Source organism: Sphingomonas sp. SUN039, from assembly GCF_024758725.1.
GTDB lineage: Bacteria > Pseudomonadota > Alphaproteobacteria > Sphingomonadales > Sphingomonadaceae > Sphingomonas_O.
Window position 1 is genome coordinate 1,962,029 of sequence record NZ_CP096972.1, and the last position, 23,033, is coordinate 1,985,061.

Below are 23,033 nucleotides of genomic sequence, written 5' to 3' on the forward strand. Positions count from 1 at the left end.
CGATCCATAGGTAAAATCGTTATTCCGGCTCCAAAATCATTTATCGGATCTATCGTTCGCCGACCAAAGTCACCGGTCCGATCAACCCCGAGGGGCGCAGCGGCGCGTCGGCGCGATAGGTCGGCATGGAGGTGTAGGTCACCTTCGTTGCCCCCGGCTGCTGATCGCCGATCAGGCGATTGACCCACAGATTGGCAACACGGATGTCGAGCTGGTTGGTTCCGGGCTTGGCGAAAGCCGACACATCGATCCGGTAGGGCGCATGCCAGGCGCTGCCAGCAAGCTTGCCGTTCACGCGGACCTCGGCGAGTTCCTTGACCTTCCCGAGATCGAGCCACAGCGGCTGACCCGTTTTCCAGCCCTTGGGCGCGGTAAATGTGCTCCCATAGCTGGCGACACCCGAGAAATATTTGATTCCGGGATCGGCGTTGGTTTCGAGCGGCGCAAGCGACGTCATCGTGGTCGAAGCTGGCGCGCCCCGGCCCGCCTCGAACGTGACTGTCCATGGACCGGCCACCTGTCCGACTTCGCTCGGCACGAGCTTCTTGAGCATCAGCGAGTCGGCGACGGCAGGCTTGCGGAACACCACGAAGACCGACTCTTCCGGCGCTAGGTCGAGCGCGATCACGGTCTGGCCGTTTTCGGTGCGGTAGCTGACTGGCTCGCTGGTGCCAGTATCGGCGTGCCATAGCTCGGGCACCTTGCCGGTGACACGAAAGCGGGCCTCGATGGACTCGGCGCGGTTCTTGCGGTTGACGAGGAACCACGCGTCGCCATCCGACAGCTTGCGGTGGACGAACGGCACCTCCGCACCCTCGGCACCGGTGAAGGCGAAGTCCGATGCTACGCCGATTGACCCTAGAGCCTCGGCGATATTGTTCGTGCCAATCACCCGCCCCTTGCCGACGTTGAGAGTCAGCACATCCGAACGCGGTGCCCAAAGCTTCGCGACCAATGCCGCATATTCTGCCGCATCCCCGGAAAGGCTCGGGCTGCCTTCAGGTGCTTTACCGACAATCGTCGCGCCGCCCTCGGCCAGTGCGGCAATCCGTTTGAGTGCGGCGAGCGTCATCATCCGCGAGGAGCCGCCGAGGTAAAGCGCCCTGTACCGCGCCCCACCGGGGGTAACCAGTTCATTGCCCTCGTTCGCCAGCGCGCCGACCAGCGCATCGAAATTGACGAAGTCATAGGCGTGGGTCTTGGGCGCATCGGCAACGACCTGTTCGCCGTAAAGCCCGGTCAGCGGGCCTTCCTCACCGTAGAAATAGGCGACATCCGCGACGTTGCGTCCCTCTTGAAGCAGCAATGACGTCCGCGCCATGTAATCGACCCATGGCTTGGCAAGCTCGGCCCAGGTTTCGTGCCGGTTGAAATACTGGCCGAAGATGAACAGTGACAGCCCCGGGACCTTGTCATCGACCGGCTGGTGGACCGAGGTGTGGATCACCGGGCGATTGACCCCGGTGACGAATTCCAGATCGATCACCGGCCGCAGATCGCTCGGCGCATAGTTCCACGGGTTCATCGAGGCAGTCAGCGATTCCGCCGCAACCAGATTCTGGCCGTAGATATGCGCAACCGAGGCAGCACCCTTGATGTCGGCGAGGTAGGTCTTCTTCGGCCCTTCTTCGCGGCTGTGAGTCCACATCGCCGCCATCGGCACATCGGCGTGGCGGCGCATGGACATGTCGTCACCGAGCGAGGGGCGCTTGTCCTCCAGCGCCTCGCCATAGACCGACAGGCCGTTCGCATGCGCGACGCGGGCAACAGTGCCGTAATGCTCGGACGCCATCAGATCGCCGAGGGTACGGCGATAGTCGTAGAGGAACGCGTCCGACTGCGCGCGCGTGCCGACAAGCGTCCCGGTGAGCGCCGGGAACCATGGCACCGGGTCATACCCACGCAGCTTTTTGAACTGCGCGATCATCTGCGGTGTCCAGTTCGCCGCGCCGACTTCGATCGAGTCGGTCAGGATTGCCCGGACGCCCCGTGAGCCGAGCTGGCCGCCCGAGGCATCCTTGTACATGCCGATATAGTGATCGAGGTAGCGCTGCACCGCCGCGCCATCGAACTTGTCGACCTCCAGGCCAGTGGCCTCGGGCGGGGCCGGGTGGTTGGTAGTGCCGAGCAGCGAATAGCCGAAGCGGACGACACGCCAGTTCCCCCCATTGGCCAGGCGCGGCGGAGTCCAGTCGAGCGACCCATCTGCCTTCAGCCTGTCGGTCAGGTCGAGCACCGCGCCTGGGGCAATCCCGGCGGCGCCATCGGCGGGCGCGGTCAGCGCGTAATAATCCTGCGACAGCGAGAAACCGGCCTTGGTCTCATAGCGGTCGATCCGCGCATCGCCGGTCAGTCGCAGATCGCCGATCGTCATCGGCTTGGCCATCATCGCCGCGCCCATGCTCGAAAAGATGTCGCCGCCCATGGCGAGGCCCGGCGCCGCCGCACCGAGCTGGATACCAAGCCCCTTCTTGCGGAAAAACTCGACCCGGAAATAGCGTGCGGTAACGGGCGCGATGGCGGTCGTGACCGGTACCTGCGCTGTCTCGAAATCGGCGACTTGCCGCCAGTCGGTGCCGTTGTCGCTGGCTTCGAGGCGCGGCGAATAGAGTGCACCGACGAACATCATCGCTGCGCCGGGCGCGAACATCGAAACGCTGCGCGCGGTCACCGGTTTTCCATAGTCGAGCGTGACGACCGGGTTGGCACCGCTGCTGCCGCGCGGAATATCGACGCCCTGGGCCAGATCGCCATCCGCGAGGCGCGAGATATCAAGCGCCTTGCCGCTCCCGTCCTGTGCGGCAACCGGGATCAGCGCGCTTGCGCTGGTCACCGGCCATGCCAGCACCCGCACCTCACCATAGTGCTGCGGCGGGGCCGCAGCCCTTTCACCGCTGATCATCTCTTCGATGCCAGTGGCGGGGGCAATGTTGCCGAACGGCCCGGTCGTCTGCGGCGGCGGGGCGAGTTTGCCCTTGAATGGCTTGCCACCCACAATCTGCGTCTCGCTCCAGACCAGCTTCTTGAGTCCGTCCGCCGGGGGTACCCACGGCCCGCCGGTTTCGGACCAGCCGGGCGAAGCCGCAATCGCCAGTTCCAGCCCGAGCCGGTCGGCCTCGGTGGCGGTGAACCTGAACGCGTCTTTCCAGGCAGGGGTCATATAAACCAGCCGGTCCTTGACGATTTGCGGCGTCCGGAGATTGGCGTCGAAGTTCTGCAATCCGCCGATGCCGATACGCTTCATCCAGGCCATGTCCTTGGCGATACCGTCCTTGGTCACATTGCCGTTCATCCAGTGCCACCAGACCCGGGGCCGCGCGCTTTGCGGCGGCGACCGGAATCCGTCGGCCAGAGGATCGGCGGCAACACCCGTTGCCAGCATCGACGACGCCGCGAGCAGCGCCAGTTTTACAGCCCTTTGCATGTCTCTCTCCCGTATTTTCAGGCGACGATGACCTCGACGCCCTTGTCTTCGAGCCGCTTGCGGTCGTCGGCGCGCAGCCGCGCGTCGGTGACCAGTACGGAAATCTCCTCCAGTCCGCAGACGACGCTGCCCGACGCGCCCGCGAACTTGCTGGCGTCGGCCAGCACCACGATGCGCTCCGCGCGATCGATCAGGCGGCGCTCGGCGGCAACGAGCACCGGATCGGCCTGCATCAGCCCCGCCGCGCCGATCGACGCTGCCCCCATGAACAGCTTGGGCGCATGGAAACGCGGCATCGCGTCCTCGCCGAAGACCGAGAGGATGATCGACTGGTCGGGAAACACCGCGCCGCCGGGCACGAGCACGCGCGTCCCCGCCTGGTTGAGCAGCGCCGCCACGATGTGCAGCGAATTCGTCAGCACCGACAGGTTAAGGCCCGCGAGATGCGGGCACATTTGCAGCGTGGTCGAGCCGCCGTCGATCATCACGCCTTCGCTTGGCTCGCACAGCGCAGCGGCGGCATGGCCGATCGCCGCTTTTTCAGTACGATGCCGCGCGATATTCTCGTGGAACGGTACCCCCGCGAGCTGGAACCCCGGCGCGAGCGCATTTGCCTCGACGGTCTTCACCCCGCCGCGCAGCCGCTCGATCTTGCCCTCGCCCGCCAGCCGTTCGAGGTCGCGCCGGATCGTCGCGGGCGAACCGTCGAGCTGGCGCTCAAGTTCGCGGAAGCTGACAAAGCCGCGCTCGGCGACAAGGCTCAGGATGCGCGCCTCGCGTTCGCTGGCGTGCATGGCGACCGGCGCGTTCACACGATCCCCGCGCCAAGGCCGACGGGCTTGCGCTCCTGCGCCTTGCGCGCGCGATAGCCGCTCGCACGATAAGCGGCGATCATGTCGACCGCCCCGCCCGCCTCGACGCGGACCCGCGCCAGGATCGGCGCGACGTCGGTCTTGTAGGCGGCACGGAGCGTCTGGAAGGCGAGCATCGCGTCGTTCGCCTCCTGCGCCGCACGGAGCGCCGCGCGATCGACCAGGCAGGCCTTGGCATAGGCCGTCGCGATCGCATCGGCCGACGACATCATGCTTTCGATCGGGTCGGTCACATTGTGCGACTGGTCGATCATATATGCCGGATCGAAACCCTCGCGCGGATTCGCTTCGGCCTCGAGCAGTTCGTTGAAGACGAGGAACAGCTGGTGCGGGTTGATGCTGCCGCTGTCGAGGTCGTCGTCGCCGTATTTGCTGTCGTTGAAATGGAACCCGCCGAGCTTGCCGAACCTGTGCAGCCGCGCGACGATCTGTTCGATGTTCACGTTCGGCGCGTGGTGGCCGAGATCGACAAGGCATTTCGCCTTCGGTCCCAATGTCTGCGCGGCGAGGATCGAGCTGCCCCAGTCGCTGATCACCGAGGAATAGAAGGCGGGCTCATACATCTTGTGTTCGAGCAGCATCCGCCAGCCGCCGGGCAGCGCCGCATAGACCTCCGCCGCGCTGTCGAGATAGCGGTCGAGGCTGCGTCCCAGATCCTGCTGGCCGGGGAAGTTGGTGCCGTCGCCGACCCAGACGGTCAGGTCGCGCGCGCCCAGTCGCTGCCCGATCTCGATGCATTCGATATTATGTTCGACCGCCTGCGCGCGCGTTGCGGCGTCGGTCGAAGCGAGCGACCCGGTCGCATAGCTGTGCGCCTGCCCCGGCTGGTCCTGGAAGGTGTTCGAATTGACCGCGTCGAAGCCGAGTCCGTAGTCGGCGGCTTCCTCACGCAGCGCTGCATAGTCGCTGACCTTGTCCCACGGAAAATGCGGCGACACGCGCGGTGTCGCCGTGCACAGCTGATGGACGACCGCGCAGTCCTCGAGCTTTTCGTGGATGTCGGTCGGCTCGCCTGCAATCGGGAATTTCGCAAAACGCGTGCCGCCGCGCCCCGCGCCCCAGCTCGGGACGGCGACCGAAAAACCGGCGACGCGTGCCTTGACGGCATCAACATCGATCCCCCGCCGGTCGAGGCTGCGCCCGAGGCTGGCGTAATCGTCCTCCAGCCCCGCCAGCAGCGACGCGTTGCTCTCGGCGATCTGCGCGGCGGCGAGCGGCGCGCTCATCGCACGAACGCCTGCGCGTTGCCCGCATCGACGTTGATCATGTTGCCGGTCGATTTCGCCGACATGTCGCTCGCGAGAAAATAGACGGCCTGCGCGATGTCTTCGGGAAGGACATCGCGTTTCAGCAGCGATCGCGCGCGGTAATGCGCCTCGAGCTCTTCGCCCGCGTCGATGCCGTGCGCGCCCGCGCGTTCCTTGCGCCAGTCGCCGTCCCAGATACGGCTCCCCCGGATGACCGCGTCGGGATTGACCACGTTGACGCGGATGCCATGCGGCGCGCCTTCGAGCGCCAGACAGCGCGCGAGATGGTTCGCCGCCGCCTTGGCGCTTGCATAGGCGCTGGCCCCTACTGCTGCGGCCAAGGCGTTCTTCGACCCGATAAAGACGATGCTTGCCCCGCCTTGGTCCGCCATACGCTTCATCGACGGGAAAGCGGCGCGCGCGGTCAGGAAATAACCCTGTGCGAGTACGTCATAGTTCTTTTGCCAGAGCGCGAGCGTCGTTTCCTCCAGCGGTGCCGAAGACGCGATCCCGGCATTCGCCACCAGGATGTCGAGTCCGCCGAACGCCCGCGCGCATGCCTCGAACGCGCCCGCAACCTGTACCTCGTCGGTCACGTCGCACACGGCCGAACGCACGACGTCCTTGCCGAAGCGCTCGGCGAAGCCGTCGCGGACCGCGTCGAGCGCACCTTCGTCGCGGTCGAGCAGCATCACACAGGCACCGTCGGCCATCAGCCGCGCCGCCGTTGCCGCGCCGATGCCGCCCGCGCCACCGGTCACCAGCGCGATCCGCCCGACGAGCGGCTTGGGTGCAGGCATCCGCTGGAGCTTGGCTTCCTCGAGCAGCCAATATTCGATGTCGAACGCTTCCTGCTCGTCGAGGCCGATATAGCCGCCACCCAATGCCTTCAACGCCTCCGCGCCGCGCATCACATTGATGGCGTTGAGATAGAATTCGCCGGCGAGCCGCGCGGTCGTCTTGTCGGCGGCGAACGTCATGCGCCCGACCCCCGGGACGAGGACGACGACGGGATTCGCGTCGCGGATCGCGGGACTGTCGGGCCGCTTGCAGCGCGCGTAATAGGCGGCATAGCCCGCGCGATAGGCATCGAGCTCGGCCGCCAGATAGGCTTCATCGCCGAGGCGCGCCGGGTCGAGCGTCAGCGGCGCGATCTTGGTACGAAGGAAATGGTCGGGGCAGCTCGTGCCCAGCGCCGCCAGCCGCGCGAAGTCATGCGAGCCCACGAACTCCAGCGTCTCGGCATCGTCGGCGAAATGTCCGACCTTGCGCCGAGCGCCGCCCATCAGGCCGCGCAGTCGGGGCATCAGGTCCGCCGCGACGGCCGCCCGATCTTCCCGTGGCGCAACTGCCTCACCGCCGAATGCGGGGCCGTCGGCGAGCTTGCCGTTCAGATAGCGCGCCGCATCGGCGATCAAGCCGACGGTGTTGTCGTAACAGGCCTTCGCGCTGTCGCCCCAGCAAATGATCCCGTGCCCGGCGAGCATGACGCCGCGCAGGCCCGGGTTCGCCGCGACATGGTCGCGCAGCTGGACCGCGAGCGTGAAGCCCGGTCGCTTCCACGGCAACCAGCCGACCGCACCGCCCCAGATTTCGCGTGTCGCCGCCTCGCCTCCCGCCGACGCCGCCAGGGCGATGAGCGCATCGGGATGGACGTGATCGATATGGGCGAACGGCAGCAAACTGTGCAGCGGCGTATCGATGCTCGCCGCGCGGCTGTTCAGGTTGAACGTGCAATGCGGCAGGAAGCCGACCATCTTGTCGTCGTCCTGCGGCCCCGCATAATGCGCTTCGAGCGCGCGCAGCTTGTCCTGATAGAGCGTCGCAAACCCGTCGAGTGCCATCGAGCCGATGTCGCCGCCCGACCCTTTGACCCACAGCACGTCGACTGCTGCGCCGGTCAGCGGATCGATGCCCGCCAGCTTCGCCGACGTGTTCCCGCCCCCGAAATTGGTGACCGTCAGGTCGCCGCCGAGCAGATTCGAGCGGTAGAGCAGCAGCGCTTCGGGCGATTTCGATGCAGCGACCCCGTCGTCCCAGCGATTGGCGGGGACAGCGAAGGGGGTGGCAGTTCGGGTCGGGCGGGTTGTGACGGTAGCCATGCCGCCGCCATAAACTTTGCACTGGCGCAATGCAATCATATTCGCTAATATTCGCTCAAATCACTTCATGGAGCGGATGGTTGGGAGACGGGTGCGTCATCGTCGTCGACGTCGGCAAGACGCTCGCGAAAGCGAGCGTCTGGACGCGCGACGGCCGCTGCCTCGATCGTGTGACGCGCCCCAACGAACCGGTGGCGGGACCGGGATATGCCGCGCTCGATACGGCGGGGGTCGAACGCTGGCTCGAAGCTGCACTCGCTGGTTTCGCGGCGCACCCGGTGGAGGCGATCATCCCTGTCACCCACGGCGCGGCGTTCGCGGTGGTGAGCGATGACACGCTTGCGTTCCCGCCGCTCGACTATGAGCAGTCCCTGCCCGAAGCCGCCGCCTACGACTATGCGGGACAACGCGACGCCTTTGCCGACACCGGCTCGCCCGCGCTGCCCGCCGGGCTCAACCTCGGCGCGCAACTCCACTGGCTCGAAGAACTGCACGGCGACGCGTTCGCGGGCGCGACGCTCATGCCCTATGCCCAATATTGGGCATGGTGGCTGTCGGGCGTGGCGGTCCGCGAGGTCACGACGCTCGGGTGCCACAGCGACCTCTGGCATCCGCAGGCGAACGACTGGTCGATGCTCGCGAAGCGGCGGGGCTGGGCAGCGCAGTTCGCGCCGGTCGCCAAAGCAGGAGATGCGATAGGCACAGTGCGACCCGACCTCGCCAGCCGCACCGGTCTGTCGTCGCAGGTCCGTGTCCATGCAGGTCTGCACGATTCAAACGCCGCACTGCTCGCGGCGCGCGGGTTTGCGGAAATTGCCGACCATGAGGCGACGGTGCTGTCGACCGGCACCTGGTTCGTCGCGATGCGCCTGACCGGCGATGCCACGGTGCTGCCCGAGGGGCGCGATTGCCTCGTCAACGTCGATCCTGACGCACGGCCGGTCCCCTCCGCGCGCTGGATGGGGGGACGCGAGATCGAGACGCTGATCGAACTCGACACGCGCCGTGTCGATATCGTGCCCGACCAGCCTGCGCTCATCGCTGCCGTGCCCGATGTGCTTGCTGCCGACGCGATGGTGCTGCCGACACTCGCGCCGGGATGCGGCCCGTTCCCGCAAACCGGGGGCGGCTGGCACAACCGCCCCGACGACTGGTTCGCGCGTCGCGCTGCGGCCTGCCTCTATGCTGCGCTCGTCACCGCGACGTCGCTCGACCTGATCGGCACACGCGAACGGCTGCTCGTCGAGGGGCGGTTCGCCGATGCACAGGTATTCGTGCGTGCGCTTGCCAGCTTGCGCCCCGACCTCGTCGTGTACACCGCCAACGCGCACAACGACGTGTCGTTCGGCGCGCTGCGACTGATCGACCCGTCGTTGAAGCCGCAGGGCGCGCTTGCCCGGGTTGCGCCGCTCGACGTCGATCTGACCGCCTATTCGGCACGCTGGCGGGAGCGCGCTGCATGACCGCCGCTTCGATCGCCGATTACCGCGACCTCGCCCGCCAGCGCCTGCCGCGCTTCCTGTTCGAATATGTCGACGGCGGCTCCTATGCCGAGACGACGCTGGCGCGGAACACCGCCGATCTGCGCGACATTGCGTTACGCCAGCGGGTGCTGCGCGACGTGTCTAGCATCGACCTGTCGACCGAGTTGTTCGGACAGGAGCTCGCGATGCCGGTCGCGCTCGCGCCGATCGGACTTGCGGGCCTGAACGCACGACGGGGCGAGTGTCAGGCGGTCCGCGCGGCGGAAGCGGCAGGCGTGCCGTTCACCCTGTCGACGGTTTCGGCCTGTTCGCTGGGGGAGGTCGCGAAGGCGGCCACGCAACCCTTCTGGTTCCAGCTTTACATGATCCGCGACCGCGGCTTCATGCGCGAGTTGCTCGCCCAAGCCAGCGAGGCGGGGTGTTCCGCCCTTGTGTTCACTGTGGACATGCCCGTGCCCGGCAGCCGCTATCGCGACTATCGCACCGGTCTTGCCGGAGCTCCCGGCTGGCGCGGTGCGGTGCGGCGGGCGTGGCAGGGGGCGATGCGTCCGAGCTGGGCATGGGATGTCGGGCTGATGGGACGCCCGCATAGCCTCGGCAATGTCGCGCCGGTGCTGCAGGGGCGCACTGGTATTGAAGATTTCTTCGCGTGGATGCGCGGCAATTTCGACCCTGCGGTCAGCTGGACCGATCTCGATTTCATCCGCGCCGAATGGAACGGGCCGCTGATCCTGAAGGGCATTCTCGATGCCGACGACGCCCGCGAAGCGGCGCGCCTCGGCGCGGACGGCATTGTCGTGTCGAACCATGGTGGGCGGCAACTCGACGGCGTGCCCTCGACCGCGCGCGCCTTGCCGCCGATCGCCGATGCGGTCGGCGACCAGCTGACCATACTCGCCGACGGCGGGGTACGTTCGGGACTGGACGTCGTGCGGATGCTGGCGCTGGGCGCAAAGGGCGTGCTGCTCGGGCGCGCCTGGGCATGGGCGCTCGCGGCGAAGGGCGAAACCGGCGTCGCGCACATGCTCGGGCTGATCGAAGCGGAGATGCGCGTCGCCATGGCGCTGACCGGCGTCACGCGAATCGACCAGATCGACGAAAACATATTGGTGAGGGGGGACCTATGAGCGGGCAACAGGGCAACTGGCGCAATACGATCCTGGCGGGCCTCGCCAACTATATCGACGCAGGCAGCATCGTCGCGGGATCGGTGGCGCTCGCTTATTGGAAGGCGATCTACGGCCTGTCCGACAGCTTCATCGGCCTGATCGGCGCGTTCAGTGCGAATGCCATTTCTGCCGGGATCGGTGCGGTCATCGGCGGCTGGCTGTGCGACCGTTACGGGCGCAAGAAGATCTACCAGTACGATATGCTGTTCTACGCGTTCGGGATGCTGTTTCTGATCTTTGCGTCGGCACCGTGGATGCTGATCACCGGCTTCCTGCTCGTCGGCCTTGCGGTCGGGGCGGACATCCCCGCGAGCTGGTCGCTGATCGCTGAACAGGCCCCCGACACCCGGCGCGGCGCGCATTCGGGCGTCGCACAGGTTCTGTGGTATCTGGGGCCAGTGGTGGTGCTGGTCGCGGCCTATTTCCTGAAACCCTATGGGATCGACGGTATCCGCTGGCTGTTCGTCCATCTCGCGGTTCTCGCGCTCGCGCTTACTTTCCTGCGCTCGCGGATGCAGGAGTCTCAGCGCTGGGAGGCATCGCGCGACGCGCGCGGTACGAAGGGGATCGCCTGGGGCGAGCTGTTCTCGGCGCGCTACATCCAGTCGATGTTCTACCTGATCGCGATGTACGGCCTGTGGAACCTGTGGGCGGGCTATAACGGCTTTTTCACGCCCTATCTCATCAAGCAGAACAACCTGCCGCAATGGGCAGAGACCGTGGTACCCGCCGGTTATTTCGGGATCGGTATCGTCTCGATCCTGCTGGTCTTCATGACCCTGTCCGACCGGATGAACCAGCGCACCCTGTTCGGCATATCGGCGGCGATGCATGTCGCGGGGATGGCGTTGCTCGCGATATTCGGTTTCACGTTGCCGGTCGTGATCGTCCACATCGTCATCATGGGCGTTGCGGGCGGCTTTGGCGCGCAGAGCTTTTTCCAGCTATGGAGCGCCGAACTGTTCCCGACCGCAATCCGCTCGACCGCACAGGGTCTGACCTTTGCCATCGTGCGGATCGGTCTGGGCATCTGGAGCCTCGCGGTCCCGGCGCTCGCGTCGAACAGCATGACGACTTTGGCATGGATCCTGACGGGCTTTCTGGTCGCATCGGGCCTCATCGGCTATGTCTGGGCCCCGCGCAACGAGGGCAAGTCGCTCGAGGAAATCGCGCACGCACAGGCGAGCTGACCATCGCAGCGGTGGATAGACGGTCATCGAAACAATCGTTTTGGCGGATGGTCGTGCGCGCGCCTATGCCGACAGCCAAACGCACAGGACCGTAATCGATGGCATTGTTCGAACCCTTTCCCAACTACATCTGGAACCTGTCGGTCGCGATTGCGATGGAATCGGGGGCGCAGGTCGGCGAGATCGTCGATATCATCGCCGCCGCCAAGGAAGCCGCGACCGAGAGCGCCGACGCCGGGACGCAGGGGTTCATGAAGGCGTGGATGGCCAAGGCCGACACATTGATCGGACTGGCCGACGAGGACGAGGCAAAGGGACGAAACTTCTCTGCCGGGCAAAAGCTGGAGCGCGCCGCGCTCTACCTGCTCAACGGCGAACGGATGCAGGCGCACGGCACACCCGGCCGCCTCGAAACCTACCGGCGCGCACTCGACGCCTTTGAACGCGGCAGCAAGCTCGGCAAGCTCAACTGCGAACGCGTCGAAATCCCGCTCGAAACGGGAACGATGGCGGCACTGTGGACCCGCGCGCCCGGAGAGGGCCGCAAGCCCGCCGTCGTCTATTGCAACGGCCTCGATAGCAACAAGGAACTGCTCTACTGGTCGTGGCTGCCGCACGCGCTCGCCCGGCGCGGCATCTCGACCTTGTGTGTAGACCAGCCGGGAACCGGCGAGGCGATCCGCCTCCAGAACCTGCCCGCGACGCCCTATAGCGAACAATGGGCGTCGAAGGCGGTCGACTGGCTCGAAACCCAGCCCGAGGTCGATGCCGAGCGTATCGGCATGACGGGGATCAGCCTGGGCGGTCATTACGCGCCGCGTGCGGTCGCTTACGAACCGCGCTTTGCCAGCGGCGCCTGCTGGGGCGCGAACCACAACTGGGCCGAGGTGCAGCAAAAGCGCTTGCGCCGCGAGGGCGAAAACCCCGTGCCGCATTACTGGGCGCATGTGATGTGGGTATTCGGCGCGACCGACATGGACGATTTCCACGCGAAGACCGCCGACATGAACCTCAACGGCCATTTGGACCGGATCCACGTGCCCTTCCTCGTCACGCACGGCGCGAACGACCGCCAGATCGGCGTCGAATATGCCCATCAGGCTTATACCCAGCTGACCGGATCGCCGCGCGCCGAGCTCAAGATATTTACGCCCCGCGAAGGGGGCGTCGAGCATGTCGGTGCCGACAATATGGCGTTCGGCCGCGACTATATCGCCGATTGGTTCGCCGATACGCTGGGCGGCCACACCGGATGATTGTCAGAACCGGTCGTGCCTGAGTTCGCCTTTCACCACGGCGGGGTCAGCGTGCCCGACCTCGATGCCGCGATTGCCTGGTATGGCGATGTGCTCGGCTTCGAGCTGGAACGCCGGTTCACCATTGACGCCGCGAACGCAAACGCCGCGTTCGTCCGCAAAGGCGACTTGCGCTTCGAGCTGTTCGAAGTGCCGGGTGCGGCATCGCTCCCCGACGACCGCCGCTATCCGCCCCGCGACCTGCAGACGCACGGGAACAAGCATGTTGCCTTCCGGATCGCCGACCTCGACGCGTTCCTGGCCGAGGTCGAAGCCAAGAGCGCCGACGTGGCGATGGTCGTGCGCGAAAAGTTCGGCGCGGGCTGCTTCCTGCGTGACTGCGCCGGGAATTTGATCGAGTTCGTCGTCGAAGACTGATCCAGGGTCAGAACCGCTTGCGGATTTCGAAAGCGACCATGCGCCCCAGCACGCTGGCATTGGCCGAGTCATATTCCTGCGAGTTCGAGACCCGCGCGAACGGGGGCGCGCGGTCGAACAGGTTTTGTGCCGAGACCGACAAGGTCAGACCGTCGAGCAACCGGTTGCCGTCGCCGAAGCTGTACGACAGGGTTGCATCGACCGTTGTATAGGCACCAACCGGTTCGTCCTGGATCGCGGGTGCGACGATGGCGGGCGTGAACTGTGCGTTCGAAACCTGTCCCACGACGCGATAGGCGTTGGTGTAGTTGACGAAGGCATTCACGCCGAACCCGCCCGAGCGCCAGCCGACCGTCGCGCGCGTCTTGAAACGCAGCGGATAATTGGCCTGGTTCACGCGCTCGACGACGGCCGCGCCGGGCACTGCCGTCACCTTGTAGTTGAAGACATAGGTGCCGCTCGCCCCCAGCGTCCAGTCGCCGATAGCACTGCCGAACTGGTAGTTCAGCTGGAAGTCGAGGCCCTTCATCTGGATGCGGCCCGTGTTGTTCCGCCGCCCGTCGGCAATCGCATAGACGTTGGACGCGCCGGTGCCGGTGAACAGCGCAAAGGCAGTCACCGGGCGATAGACACCGTTGGCAATCGGCGTCGCGACCAGATCGTTGATCTGCTGCACCGTTGGGTTGATGATGACATAGGGCGCGAGCGCGGGGTCGCTGAACACCGCCGCGCTGTTGCCCGGCGTGTCGATCACGTCGGTATAGTCGATGTTGAAATAGTTGAGCGAGGCGGTGAAACCACGCAGGCTTTCGGGCCTGATTTCGGTGCCAAACGACCAGGTGGTCGCCTTTTCCGGCCTGATCCCGGCATTGCCGCCGAGCAAGGTCAGCACGTTACGCCCCGCGCCCGCAACTGTCGTGCTCGACCCGAGCGAGGCGGACCCGAACGGATCGCTGTCCTGCAGCGTTGGGGCCCGGAAGGATTTGCCGAAGCTGCCCCTGAAAGTGAGGCCACCGACCGGATCCCAGCGAATGCCGACCTTCGGATTGGTCGTCGATCCTGCATCGCTATAACGGTCCCAGCGGCCCGCGACGTTCAATTCGAGCCGGTCGATCCCGGGTACCGCATTGGCGCTGCCGAACAGCGGCACGATCACCTCGGCGAACGCGGAGGTCACGTTGCGCCGGTTGCGGTAGTTCGAGGTGACGCGCACGTCGGACAGGCTCGTCGGCCCAGCGCCGCTGTTCGAGGTGTTGAGCACGCCGAACACCTCGGCAAGATATTGGCCGCCCACCGCCAGCTTGATGTCGCCGCCGCCGATCGTCGCGAGTGTGCCGTCGATCTTTGCATTCACGACATGCGAGCCATAGTCGTAGAGGAACTGGGTGTAGCCGAGCAGCGTCTGCACGGCGGCGCGGTTGGCCGCGCTGCCCGAACCATAGGGATTGATGCACACCGTGCCGGTGCAGGCAAGCGCCGCCGTCAGCAGCGCCGTGTTGAGTTCGTTCCGCCGCAGCACCTGCCCGGAACTATAGTTATATTCGTAATAGCCGTCGACGTGCCAGCTGCCCCCCAGCCCCGCGTCGAACCCGAGCGCAGTCTGGTATCCGCTCTCATAGGTACTGGCGATGCGACCGTCGCCGATGTCGTTGAAGAACGAATATTCGACGTTCTGCGACGTCGTGCTGCGCCCGGCGATGCGGACGAAATTGGGATTGGTGCTCGGCACCGCGACCGTCGCGGGGATCGAGCCGTTCGACCCCGTGCCCGGCGAGCCTGCGTAGAATTCGCCGCGCCGGTCGTAATAGAATCCTTCCGCCCACAGGTCGAAGCCGGGGGCGATTTCCTGCCGCCCCGCGAACACCGCGTTGAACCGGCGGTTGGCGGGAATCGCGGTCGTATAGACATAGGATTCGAGGCGGTTGGGGGTTGCCGACAGCTGCGCCTCGGTCACGCCGACGCCGCTGCCCGCGGGCAACCCGAAACGCGTCGTCCCATAGACGATATTCCCCGGCGCGCCGCCGAACGCACAATTGTTGGTGCCGCCCGAGGCGAGCTGGTTGCAACTGAAATATTCGGGCCGGTCGGACTGGAGCAGCTGGTCGTTCTGGCTGTATTCGGCCGCGAACATGAAGCGGCCGCTGTCCCATTTATGCCCGACGACCGCGCTGGCCGTGCCGACGGCATAATCGCGCGCAAAGCCATAGCGGGCGCGCGCTTCCACGCCCTCGACATCGGTCCTGAGGACCAGGTTCGCGACGCCTGCGACTGCATCCGATCCATAGGTGGCCGATGCGCCGTCGGCGACGATGTCGATACGACCGAGCGCGATGGCGGGAATCGAATTGGGGTCGAACAGCTGCGCGCCCGCGCCACCCTGCGGCAGGCGGCGGCCGTTAAGCAGCGTCAGCGTCGCCTGCACGCCCAGGCCGCGGATGTTGAGACCGTTGGCGCGGCTGATGTTGAGGTTCGAATTGTTCGCGGTGGTGCCGGTGGTCGACTCGCCCGGCCCGATACCGGTGACCTGCGGAATCGATTTGAGCACATCGCTGGTGGTCAGCAGTCCGGTCTTGGCAATGTCGTTGGCATTGGCGGAGATGATCGACGAACCGACCGGTGCCGCGCCGCGGATGATCGTGCCAGTGACGACGATATCCTTATCTGCCTCGGCGTCGGTATCCGCCGACGGTGTCTGCGCGTGCGCCCCGCCGGCCAGCGCGAGCGCCGTCAGCGCGACCGAGCGCGTCAGCTGCCGACGAAAGGATGTGCGCGATGCCGTCATGATTCAGGACTCCCCAACGAAGCTGTTGACCAGCTTTGATGGCTCCCATACCCGTCAACGCGATTGTTCACAATAGCTGTTATGCAGGAGAACTAAAATGCGGATAGCCCGGTTGGCCTTGCTTTTGGTGTCGTCCGCAGCGCTCGCGCAGCCCGCGCCGCCCCCTGTGATCGCGATCAAGCCGACCGGTGCAATCGGTACAGCGGCGGGCACCGGCCCGTTCCCCGCCATTGCCGAATCGCGCAGCGACGCGCCGGGCTACACGATTTACCGCCCCGCCAGCCTGCCGCGCGCGCGTCTGCCGCTGGTGTTGTGGGGCAATGGCGGCTGTCGCGATAACGGGCTGAGCGCGAGCCATTTCCTGCGCGAGGTCGCCAGCCACGGCTATGTCGTCGTCGCCAATGGCGCGCCGCGCGAGGAACGCCCGCTGATCGCGCGCATCGTGCTGAGCGAAGGTCCGCCGCCGCCGCCCGCCGGTACGCCGATGGCTCCGCCGCGTCGCACGCCCGACGAAACCACGGTCGCGCAGTTGCTGAACGGCATCGACTGGGCCGTGCGCGCCGACGCCGACCGCGCCAATCCATTGTCCGGGCACATCGATACGACACGCGTCGCCGTCATGGGCCATAGCTGCGGCGGGTTGCAGGCGCTCGCTGCCGGGGCCGATCCGCGCATCGATACCGTGGTCGGCTTCAACACCGGCGTCTACACCCGCGCCAATACCGGCGTCAGCGGCGTCGATATCGTCAAGGACGACCTGAAAAAGCTCCACACGCCGGTCGCCTATTTCATCGGCGGACCGACCGACATCGCCTATCCCAACGCCGCCGACGATGCAGGCCGGATCGCGCATGTGCCGCTGTTCTACGCCAATCGCGCGGTCGGCCATGGCGGCACGTTCCAGCTCGCCAATGGCGGCGACTGGGCGCGGATGGGGGTGGCATGGCTCGACTGGCAGCTCAAGCGCGACGCCCGCGCCGCGCGCTGGTTCGTCGGCAAATCCTGCGGACTATGCACGGCGAAGGACTGGACGATCGTCCGCAAACAGTTTCCGGCGAAACCCTAACGGCAGCGGCCACCGCTAACGCAGGGACGTAGCATCGGTGGCGGGGTGTGGGTAACGAACCCAGCCGGACGCGCGGGCCAGCGCCCGGTCGCGAGGCGCGCCTCGACGTGGCGGATGCTCGCCAGCACCTGCGCGCCGGTGAAGTTGCAATGCCCGGCTTCGCGCAGCCACAGGCTTTGCACGCCACGACTCCGCGCTGCCTCGGCATAGCCGCGCTGCAACGACGGCGAGGTCGCACCATCGCCGACCTTTTGCACGGCCAGCAGCGGGACATGCGGCCGCGCGGTCGGCGTGTAGTTGCGCATCATATAGGCGACGGCCCCCGGTTGTGCAGCGATGCGCGGCGCGGCGTTCAGGCGCGCCAGATCCCCGTCCAGGTCGAGCCCCGCATCGCGGTAAAGCCGCGCCACCAGTGCCCGCCGCCCCGACAGTGCAAGCTGCGCGCGATAATCCACGCCCGTATTCCACGAGAAAATGCCACCCGCGCGACGTTCCTGATCGACGCGGGGCAGGTACACCCCCATCGTGAAACTGCGCGCCATCTGCACTACCTGGGCAGCGTAATCGGCGGGTGCAGGTTCGGGCGCGCTCGCATTCGACCAGCCGGGCAATCCCGCCAGCACCCCGGCCAGCGCGACCCGCGCCCGCCCCTGCGGTGATGAAATCGCGGCCGCGAGCGCCGCATCGACGCGCGCGCCATTTGCCCGGTCGTCGTCGATTCCGGTCACACGGATATCGCTGTCGGGCGCGACCAAAGTGCGAAACGCAAACGCCCCGTCGAGCGCCATGTTCATCATGCCGGTCGCGCCGCCGATCGAGGCGCACAGTGCCGCGCCGCCATCGATGATGGGCACGCGCTGTTCGGCCAGCGCCGTCGTCACCAGCCCGCCCATCGAATAGCCCCAGCCGATGATGCGCCGCGGCTTGCCATGGCGGGCGGCGAACGCGGCAATTGTCGCGCGCTGGGCCGGGATCGCCTCCGCCAGCGCCCATCCGCCCGACCCATAGTCCGACCCCGCCAGCGCATAGCCCGCCGCCAGCAGCTCGGCCCGGATCGCTTTGGGTGCGGCCTCGGGATTGCCGACGTTCGACGAATAGCCACGGCTCCATAACAGCAGCGTGCCGTTCCAGTTCGGCGGCACTTCGGCCGTCCAGCGCGCACCCCCGGGGAGCGTATCGGGTGCGGGCAGTTGCGGCGATTGCGGCGCAGCCGCGACCGGCAGCAACGCCAGGACTCCGGCAAGAACAAGCGTCCGCATCAGCCGACCTGCAACGGCACGAAGACCGGCCCGACCTCGGGCATCCCGCTCATGCGCGGGGCACCGTCGAGCCGGATCGTCGTGGTGGCAGCAAGCAGCTCGCGGATCGCGACCTGCAACATGGTCCGCGCCATCGCCATGCCGGCACAGCGATGCGGCCCGCGACCGAAGGCGAGATGCTCGTTGATATTGGCACGGTTCAGGCGAAATTCGTCGGGGGCTTCGAACACCGCTTCGTCGCGGTTTGCCGAGGCATAGGCGAGCGCGATGGGCTCGCCGACCGGCACATGCACCCGGTGCAGGTCGAGGCCGCTGCGCGACGTCCGGGCAAAGCCGCGATAGGGTGTGTAGAGCCGCAGAAACTCCTCGGTCGCCGCCGGAATCAACGCCGGATCGGCGCGCAAGTGCGCCTGCAGCGCCGGATCGCGCGCGAGGTGGACGGCGACGCTGCCCAGAAACACCGGCGGCGCGACCAGCCCGACGACGAGGATCTGTCGCACACAGCCGACCAGCATGTCGTCGGGCAACGGCGCGCCGTCCGCGTCCCGCGCCTCGAGCAGCGACGTGACCGGATCGCTGTCGGGATCGAGCGGCGCGAGCCGCCGCGCCGCGACCAGTTCGCGCGCGATTTCGTAGAGAATATTGCTGGCGACCTCGACCGCCGCGACATCGAACGCTTCCCAGGCCCGGACGAATTTCTGCGCGGTCCGCCACAGCCGTTCCGTCTGCGCTGGCGTCAGCACGAACCAGTCGGCAAGCGCGAGCGCAGGCAGCGGGCTGCCATATCCTTCGACCAGATCGCCGCCCCCTGCCGCGACATAATCGCCCAGCAGCGCGCGCGCATGATGTTCGACGACCGGCACGATGGCCGCCACCCGGCGCGGCCCCAGCGCGCGGTCGATGGCGCGTCGGTACGGCGTCTGTTCGGGCGGATCGAGATGCAGCGGCGGACGTCGGCGGGTCGCGGCACTGCCCGGCACGACGTTGCGGACCGTCGTCGTGAATTCGAGCGGATCGTCGAGCACGGCCCTGATATCGGCATGGCGCGTCAGCATCCAGAAGCCCCCGAACGCCTCGCTGTGCGCGACCGGACAGCGCGCGCGCAGGTCGGCAAACACGCGGTGCGGCGTGTCGAAATCTTCGGGTGCCAGGGGATCGTAATCGGCCATTGCATACTCGATTGTTGACAATCCATTTCACTTCCCTAGCCGTTAAAGTCAACGGGAGCGATGCATGGCCGACGGCGATACGATCTACGCAAAGGTACGGCTGCACGTCGTTGCGCCGCTTGCGGTGCTCATCGTCCTCAGTTCGATCGACCGCGTGAATGTCAGCTTCGCCGCGCTGCACATGAACGACGATATCGGCCTCGGCCCCAAGGCCTATGGCCTCGGCGCGAGCATTTTTTTCGTCGGCTATCTGCTGTGCCAGTTGCCGAGCATGGCCGTGCTGCGGCGGATCGGGCCGCGCCGCTGGATCGGCGCCAGCGTGGCGTGCTGGGGGCTGGTGGCGGCGGCGATGGCGTTCATCCAGACTCCGATGCAATTCTACACGCTGCGCTTCCTCCTCGGCGTCTTCGAAAGCGGTTTTGCCCCAGGCGTCGTCTGGTATGTCAGCCAATGGCTGCCACCCGCCTATCGCAGCCGCTCGATCGGCCTGACCCTGCTCGCCATTCCCGCGTCGGTGATCGTTGGCGGGCCGCTGTCGGGCGCGTTGATGAAAGTATCGCTGGCCGGGATCGAGGGCTGGCGCGTGATGTTTTTCATCGAAGGCGCGGCGACGATGCTCGGCGGCATCGCTGCATGGTTTTGGTTCGTCGACCGGCCTGCCCAGGCGCGCTGGCTATCGGACGACGAGCGCGGCTGGGTCGCGGGCGCACAACCGGCCGCTAGCGCGCAGACCGCCGGCGAAACATCCTATCTCGCCCACCTCGCCAACCCGCTGCTGTGGTTGTGCGCGGTGCTGTGGTTTGTGCTGGTCGGCGGCGCGAACGCGATCATCTTCTGGCTGCCCACGGCGATCAAGGCGGCGGGAACCACCGACACTCTGGTGGTCGGGGTGCTGAGCGCGCTGCCCTGGATTGCCATCGGAACCGGTATGATCGTCGGCGCGCGGCGGTCGGACCTCAGCGGCAATCGCACCGGCTATGTGGCACTTGCCGCCGGGATTGCGGCCACGGGATTCGTGGCCGCCGCAGTGGCCGGACCTAATGCGGCGGGATTGGCATTGCTCGTTGCGGGATGCTTCGGCCTCGGCGCGGCACAGGGAATCTACTGGGCAATCCCGACCGCCTTCAACTTCGGCCGCGACCCGCGCGCCATCGCGACGATCAACCTGATCGGCAATCTTAACGGCATTGTTGTCCCCGCCGCGATCGGCTGGGTCGTGGCAACCACGGGCAGCATGGTGCAGCCGATGGTTATGCTGGCACTCGCCCTGGTGACCGGCACTATCATCGCCGTGGTGCTGGGCCGCCGTCGCGCGATTGTTGACGATCCAACAAAACTGTTATAAGCTACAACAAATACGGCAACGACCGTTGGGTGAGGATGGCATACGTGACGCGCTCGACAGCCTGGATCGGCATGATGGCATTTGAGGGCGCAGCGCTGCTCGCCGGCGCGTCGACGCCGCCCGACCGCTGGTGGTCGCCCGGCGAGGGTCGGGTGTTTCCGGCAGCGCTCAGCTATGCCAATCCCGACGGTGTGCTCGGCCTCGTGCTCGACGGCGGGCCGATGGCGACCAAGGGGCATCCGTTCTTCGAGCCGCGCGTGCCGGGCGGGCGGGCGTGTGTGACCTGCCACCAGCCCGCCGACGCGATGGGCCTGTCAGTGGCGAGCGCCCGCGAACGCTGGGATGCGACCGGCGGCAAGGATCCGCTATTCCTCGGCTATGACGGATCGAACTGCCCGACCTTGCCGCAGGGCGACCGCGCCTCGCATTCGCTGCTGCTCGACTACGGGCTGATCCGGATCGAGCGGCCATGGCCGGTGAAGGGAGCGGACTTCCAGATCGAGGTCGTGCGCGATCCCAATGGCTGCAATTCGGGGCAATATGGTCCGGCCAAGGGCAAGCTCAGCGTCTATCGCCGCCCGCGCCCGGTCGCGAACATCAAATATCTCGAAGCAATGGGCTTTGCCTATGATCCCAAGGCCGGGATGCCGCTGCCGCTCGACCCCGACACGCACAAGCCCGCTGCGGGCAATTTCATGGCCGACCGCCGGGTGTTGTCGCTCGAAGCGCAGTTGCACGATGCCGACATCACCCATCTGCAGTTCGCCAAGCGCATGGATGCCGCCGATGTCGCAAAGATCGTCGATTTCGAGCGCCGCATTTTCACCGCGCAACGCCGTGTCGGCACCTACGCCCTGAACGAAGCGGGAGCGGCGGGCGGACCCGAAACGCTCCAGCGCGAAACGCCCGGAAAGCTCGGCAGCATCGGCAATGCAGTGTGGAGCGAATATGCCGCCTGGGAAAAAATGTCCGACGCCGACAAGGCCAAGCTCGACCCACAGGAACTCGCCTTCCGCCAGTCGGTCGCGCGCGGGGCGCGGTCGTTTCGCGAGCGCACCTTCCTGATCACCGATTCGGCGGGGATCAACGCGCCCGTAGGCTTCGGCAACCCTGTCCGCAACGCCTGCGCCTTCTGCCACAACATGTCGCAGATGGGGAACGACGTCGCGCCGGGACAGGTCGACCTCGGCACCACGACCTTGCCCTTTGCGGACCCGCAGCCGCACCTGCCGCTGTTCCGGATCACGTGCACCGGCAAGCCCCACCCATTCTATGGTCGCGCCATCCTGACCCATGATCCGGGTTTTGCGCTGACGAGCGGCAAATGCGCCGATGTCGGCAGGATTACGTTGCAGTCGAACCGGGGCCTTGCGGCGCGCGCGCCCTATTTCTCGAACGGTTCGGCAAAGGATCTGCGCGGGGTGATCGACTATTACGACCGGCGCTATGCGATCGGTTATACCGAGCAGGAAAAGGTCGACCTGGTCAACCTGATGCGCGCGCTGTGAAGCGGCTCGTCGCCCTGCTGGCGCTGGTGGCGACCCAGGCCGGGGCCGCAGATATCAGCTTTACCGCCTGCCCGATCTATCGCGACACCGATGCCGGCAAAAAATCGGGGTGCTGGCTGGCCGACGATCCCGGGAGCGGGGTCCGCTATGACGTGTCGCCCTCGCCGACCAAGCCCGACTGGAACCGCGCGGTACTGGTCGAAGGGATCGCCAGCAAGACGCCGGGCGATCCGTGCGGCGGGGTGGTGCTCGATCCGGTGCGGGTGTCGGTGCTCAACGCGCCCTGCCCGCGCCACATGCTGCTGGCGGAGGGGTATAAGGGCCGCCCCTTTGTCCTGCCGCGCCGCAATGTGCGTCCGCTCAGCGAAGCCCGTATTGCGCCGCCAGCGCCCTATGCAGCAACGACGTTCCACCTGTTCTACGACGTCAACTCGAGCTTCCTGACCTACCAGCTCAGCGACTGGCTGTTCGACCGGGCAATCACCTGGATCCGCGCCGCCAGGCCGAAACGCATCGTCGTGACCGGCTATGCCGTGACCGGTCGCACCGATGTCCCCGAAAGCCGCACCATCGCCCGCGAACGCGCCGACAAGGTAGCCGGGGCGCTCGAACTGATGGGCATCGCCCGCACGCAGATCGCCGTGCGGACGGGCTTCGATCCCAAAGCCATCGACCTCGAAGGGACCGACGGCCTTGTCGAACCTTCGCGTCGCCGCGTCGATATCGCAACGGAGTTCTAACCC

At 66.4% G+C, this 23,033-nt stretch carries 16 protein-coding genes; 9 read left to right on the top strand and 7 right to left on the bottom strand.

Translation table 11 applies throughout. The features are described 5' to 3' along the window. Positions 1-49 precede the first annotated feature (49 nt). The 4 genes from M0209_RS09630 to M0209_RS09645 are packed head-to-tail and all read right to left on the bottom strand — an operon-like array spanning position 50 to position 7,645. On the bottom strand, positions 50-3,424 hold the full coding sequence (locus M0209_RS09630) for a glycosyl hydrolase (protein ID WP_258888059.1): 3,375 nt from the start codon (positions 3,422-3,424) through the stop codon (positions 50-52). A gap of 17 nt (positions 3,425-3,441) precedes the next feature. Further along, on the bottom strand, positions 3,442-4,236 hold the full coding sequence (locus M0209_RS09635; protein ID WP_309547059.1) for a DeoR/GlpR family DNA-binding transcription regulator: 795 nt from the start codon (positions 4,234-4,236) through the stop codon (positions 3,442-3,444). Then, entirely contained in the window at positions 4,233-5,522 is a 1,290-nt protein-coding gene (gene rhaI, locus M0209_RS09640) for an L-rhamnose catabolism isomerase (protein ID WP_258888060.1), read from the bottom strand. The genes M0209_RS09635 and rhaI overlap by 4 nt, the downstream gene beginning before the upstream one ends. Then, positions 5,519-7,645, bottom strand: a complete 2,127-nt coding sequence (locus M0209_RS09645) for a bifunctional rhamnulose-1-phosphate aldolase/short-chain dehydrogenase (protein ID WP_258888061.1) — start codon at positions 7,643-7,645, stop codon at positions 5,519-5,521. Before M0209_RS09645 ends, rhaI begins: the two co-directional genes overlap by 4 nt. Positions 7,646-7,725: 80 nt before the next feature. Here M0209_RS09645 and M0209_RS09650 point away from each other — a divergent pair, with 80 nt between their 5' ends. The 5 genes from M0209_RS09650 to M0209_RS09670 all read left to right on the top strand — a co-directional run bounded on the left by M0209_RS09650 (position 7,726) and on the right by M0209_RS09670 (position 13,161). Then, positions 7,726-9,108 (top strand): FGGY-family carbohydrate kinase, encoded by a 1,383-nt coding sequence (locus M0209_RS09650; RefSeq protein ID WP_258888062.1) that lies wholly within the window; start codon positions 7,726-7,728, stop codon positions 9,106-9,108. After that, a complete protein-coding gene (gene lldD / locus M0209_RS09655; RefSeq protein ID WP_258888063.1) occupies positions 9,105-10,256 on the top strand; it encodes an FMN-dependent L-lactate dehydrogenase LldD in 1,152 nt (383 codons plus the stop codon). Before M0209_RS09650 ends, lldD begins: the two co-directional genes overlap by 4 nt. Further along, positions 10,253-11,488 (top strand): MFS transporter, encoded by a 1,236-nt coding sequence (locus M0209_RS09660; RefSeq protein WP_258888064.1) that lies wholly within the window; start codon positions 10,253-10,255, stop codon positions 11,486-11,488. Before lldD ends, M0209_RS09660 begins: the two co-directional genes overlap by 4 nt. Before the next feature lie 98 nt (positions 11,489-11,586). Then, positions 11,587-12,744 carry a S9 family peptidase gene (locus M0209_RS09665; RefSeq protein ID WP_258888065.1) on the top strand — a complete coding sequence of 386 codons (1,158 nt, stop codon included), beginning with the start codon at positions 11,587-11,589 and terminating at the stop codon, positions 12,742-12,744. A gap of 15 nt (positions 12,745-12,759) precedes the next feature. Then, entirely contained in the window at positions 12,760-13,161 is a 402-nt protein-coding gene (locus M0209_RS09670; RefSeq protein ID WP_258888066.1) for a VOC family protein, read from the top strand. Positions 13,162-13,168: 7 nt separating this feature from the next. On the opposite strand, the gene M0209_RS09675 is transcribed toward M0209_RS09670, so the two are convergent. Further along, entirely contained in the window at positions 13,169-15,943 is a 2,775-nt protein-coding gene (locus M0209_RS09675) for a TonB-dependent receptor domain-containing protein (RefSeq protein ID WP_258888067.1), read from the bottom strand. Positions 15,944-16,040: 97 nt separating this feature from the next. On the opposite strand from M0209_RS09675, the gene M0209_RS09680 reads away from it, so the two are divergent. Then, positions 16,041-17,009 (top strand): hypothetical protein, encoded by a 969-nt coding sequence (locus M0209_RS09680; protein ID WP_258888068.1) that lies wholly within the window; start codon positions 16,041-16,043, stop codon positions 17,007-17,009. Here M0209_RS09680 and M0209_RS09685 read toward each other — a convergent pair. Further along, the gene (locus M0209_RS09685; RefSeq protein ID WP_258888069.1) at positions 17,006-18,268 is read right to left on the bottom strand and encodes an alpha/beta hydrolase; all 1,263 of its coding nucleotides are present in this window, start codon (positions 18,266-18,268) and stop codon (positions 17,006-17,008) included. The two genes, M0209_RS09680 and M0209_RS09685, sit on opposite strands and share 4 nt — an antisense overlap. Continuing rightward, positions 18,268-19,437: a cytochrome P450 gene (locus tag M0209_RS09690; RefSeq protein ID WP_258888070.1), complete on the bottom strand. Its 1,170-nt coding sequence runs from the start codon at positions 19,435-19,437 to the stop codon at positions 18,268-18,270. Before M0209_RS09690 ends, M0209_RS09685 begins: the two co-directional genes overlap by 1 nt. Positions 19,438-19,501: 64 nt before the next feature. Here M0209_RS09690 and M0209_RS09695 point away from each other — a divergent pair, with 64 nt between their 5' ends. The 3 genes from M0209_RS09695 to M0209_RS09705 are packed head-to-tail and all read left to right on the top strand — an operon-like array spanning position 19,502 to position 23,030. Continuing rightward, a complete protein-coding gene (locus M0209_RS09695; RefSeq protein ID WP_258888071.1) occupies positions 19,502-20,782 on the top strand; it encodes an MFS transporter in 1,281 nt (426 codons plus the stop codon). A 44-nt stretch (positions 20,783-20,826) separates the two neighbouring features. Continuing rightward, positions 20,827-22,290 carry a hypothetical protein gene (locus M0209_RS09700; protein ID WP_258888072.1) on the top strand — a complete coding sequence of 488 codons (1,464 nt, stop codon included), beginning with the start codon at positions 20,827-20,829 and terminating at the stop codon, positions 22,288-22,290. Then, entirely contained in the window at positions 22,287-23,030 is a 744-nt protein-coding gene (locus M0209_RS09705; RefSeq protein WP_258888073.1) for a hypothetical protein, read from the top strand. The genes M0209_RS09700 and M0209_RS09705 overlap by 4 nt, the downstream gene beginning before the upstream one ends. The last annotated feature ends 3 nt before the right edge of the window (positions 23,031-23,033 follow it).

What these genes read in the sequence shown, in the direction of transcription:
- M0209_RS09630 (WP_258888059.1), bottom strand. Translation starts at nt 3,424, where the DNA reads ATGCAAAGGGCTGTAAAACTGGCGCTGCTCGCGGCGTCGTCGATGCTG.
- rhaI (WP_258888060.1), bottom strand. Translation starts at nt 5,522, where the DNA reads ATGAGCGCGCCGCTCGCCGCCGCGCAGATCGCCGAGAGCAACGCGTCG.
- M0209_RS09645 (WP_258888061.1), bottom strand. Translation starts at nt 7,645, where the DNA reads ATGGCTACCGTCACAACCCGCCCGACCCGAACTGCCACCCCCTTCGCT.
- lldD (WP_258888063.1), top strand. Translation starts at nt 9,105, where the DNA reads ATGACCGCCGCTTCGATCGCCGATTACCGCGACCTCGCCCGCCAGCGC.
- M0209_RS09660 (WP_258888064.1), top strand. Translation starts at nt 10,253, where the DNA reads ATGAGCGGGCAACAGGGCAACTGGCGCAATACGATCCTGGCGGGCCTC.
- M0209_RS09665 (WP_258888065.1), top strand. Translation starts at nt 11,587, where the DNA reads ATGGCATTGTTCGAACCCTTTCCCAACTACATCTGGAACCTGTCGGTC.
- M0209_RS09675 (WP_258888067.1), bottom strand. Translation starts at nt 15,943, where the DNA reads ATGACGGCATCGCGCACATCCTTTCGTCGGCAGCTGACGCGCTCGGTC.
- M0209_RS09680 (WP_258888068.1), top strand. Translation starts at nt 16,041, where the DNA reads ATGCGGATAGCCCGGTTGGCCTTGCTTTTGGTGTCGTCCGCAGCGCTC.
- M0209_RS09685 (WP_258888069.1), bottom strand. Translation starts at nt 18,268, where the DNA reads ATGCGGACGCTTGTTCTTGCCGGAGTCCTGGCGTTGCTGCCGGTCGCG.
- M0209_RS09690 (WP_258888070.1), bottom strand. Translation starts at nt 19,437, where the DNA reads ATGGCCGATTACGATCCCCTGGCACCCGAAGATTTCGACACGCCGCAC.
- M0209_RS09695 (WP_258888071.1), top strand. Translation starts at nt 19,502, where the DNA reads ATGGCCGACGGCGATACGATCTACGCAAAGGTACGGCTGCACGTCGTT.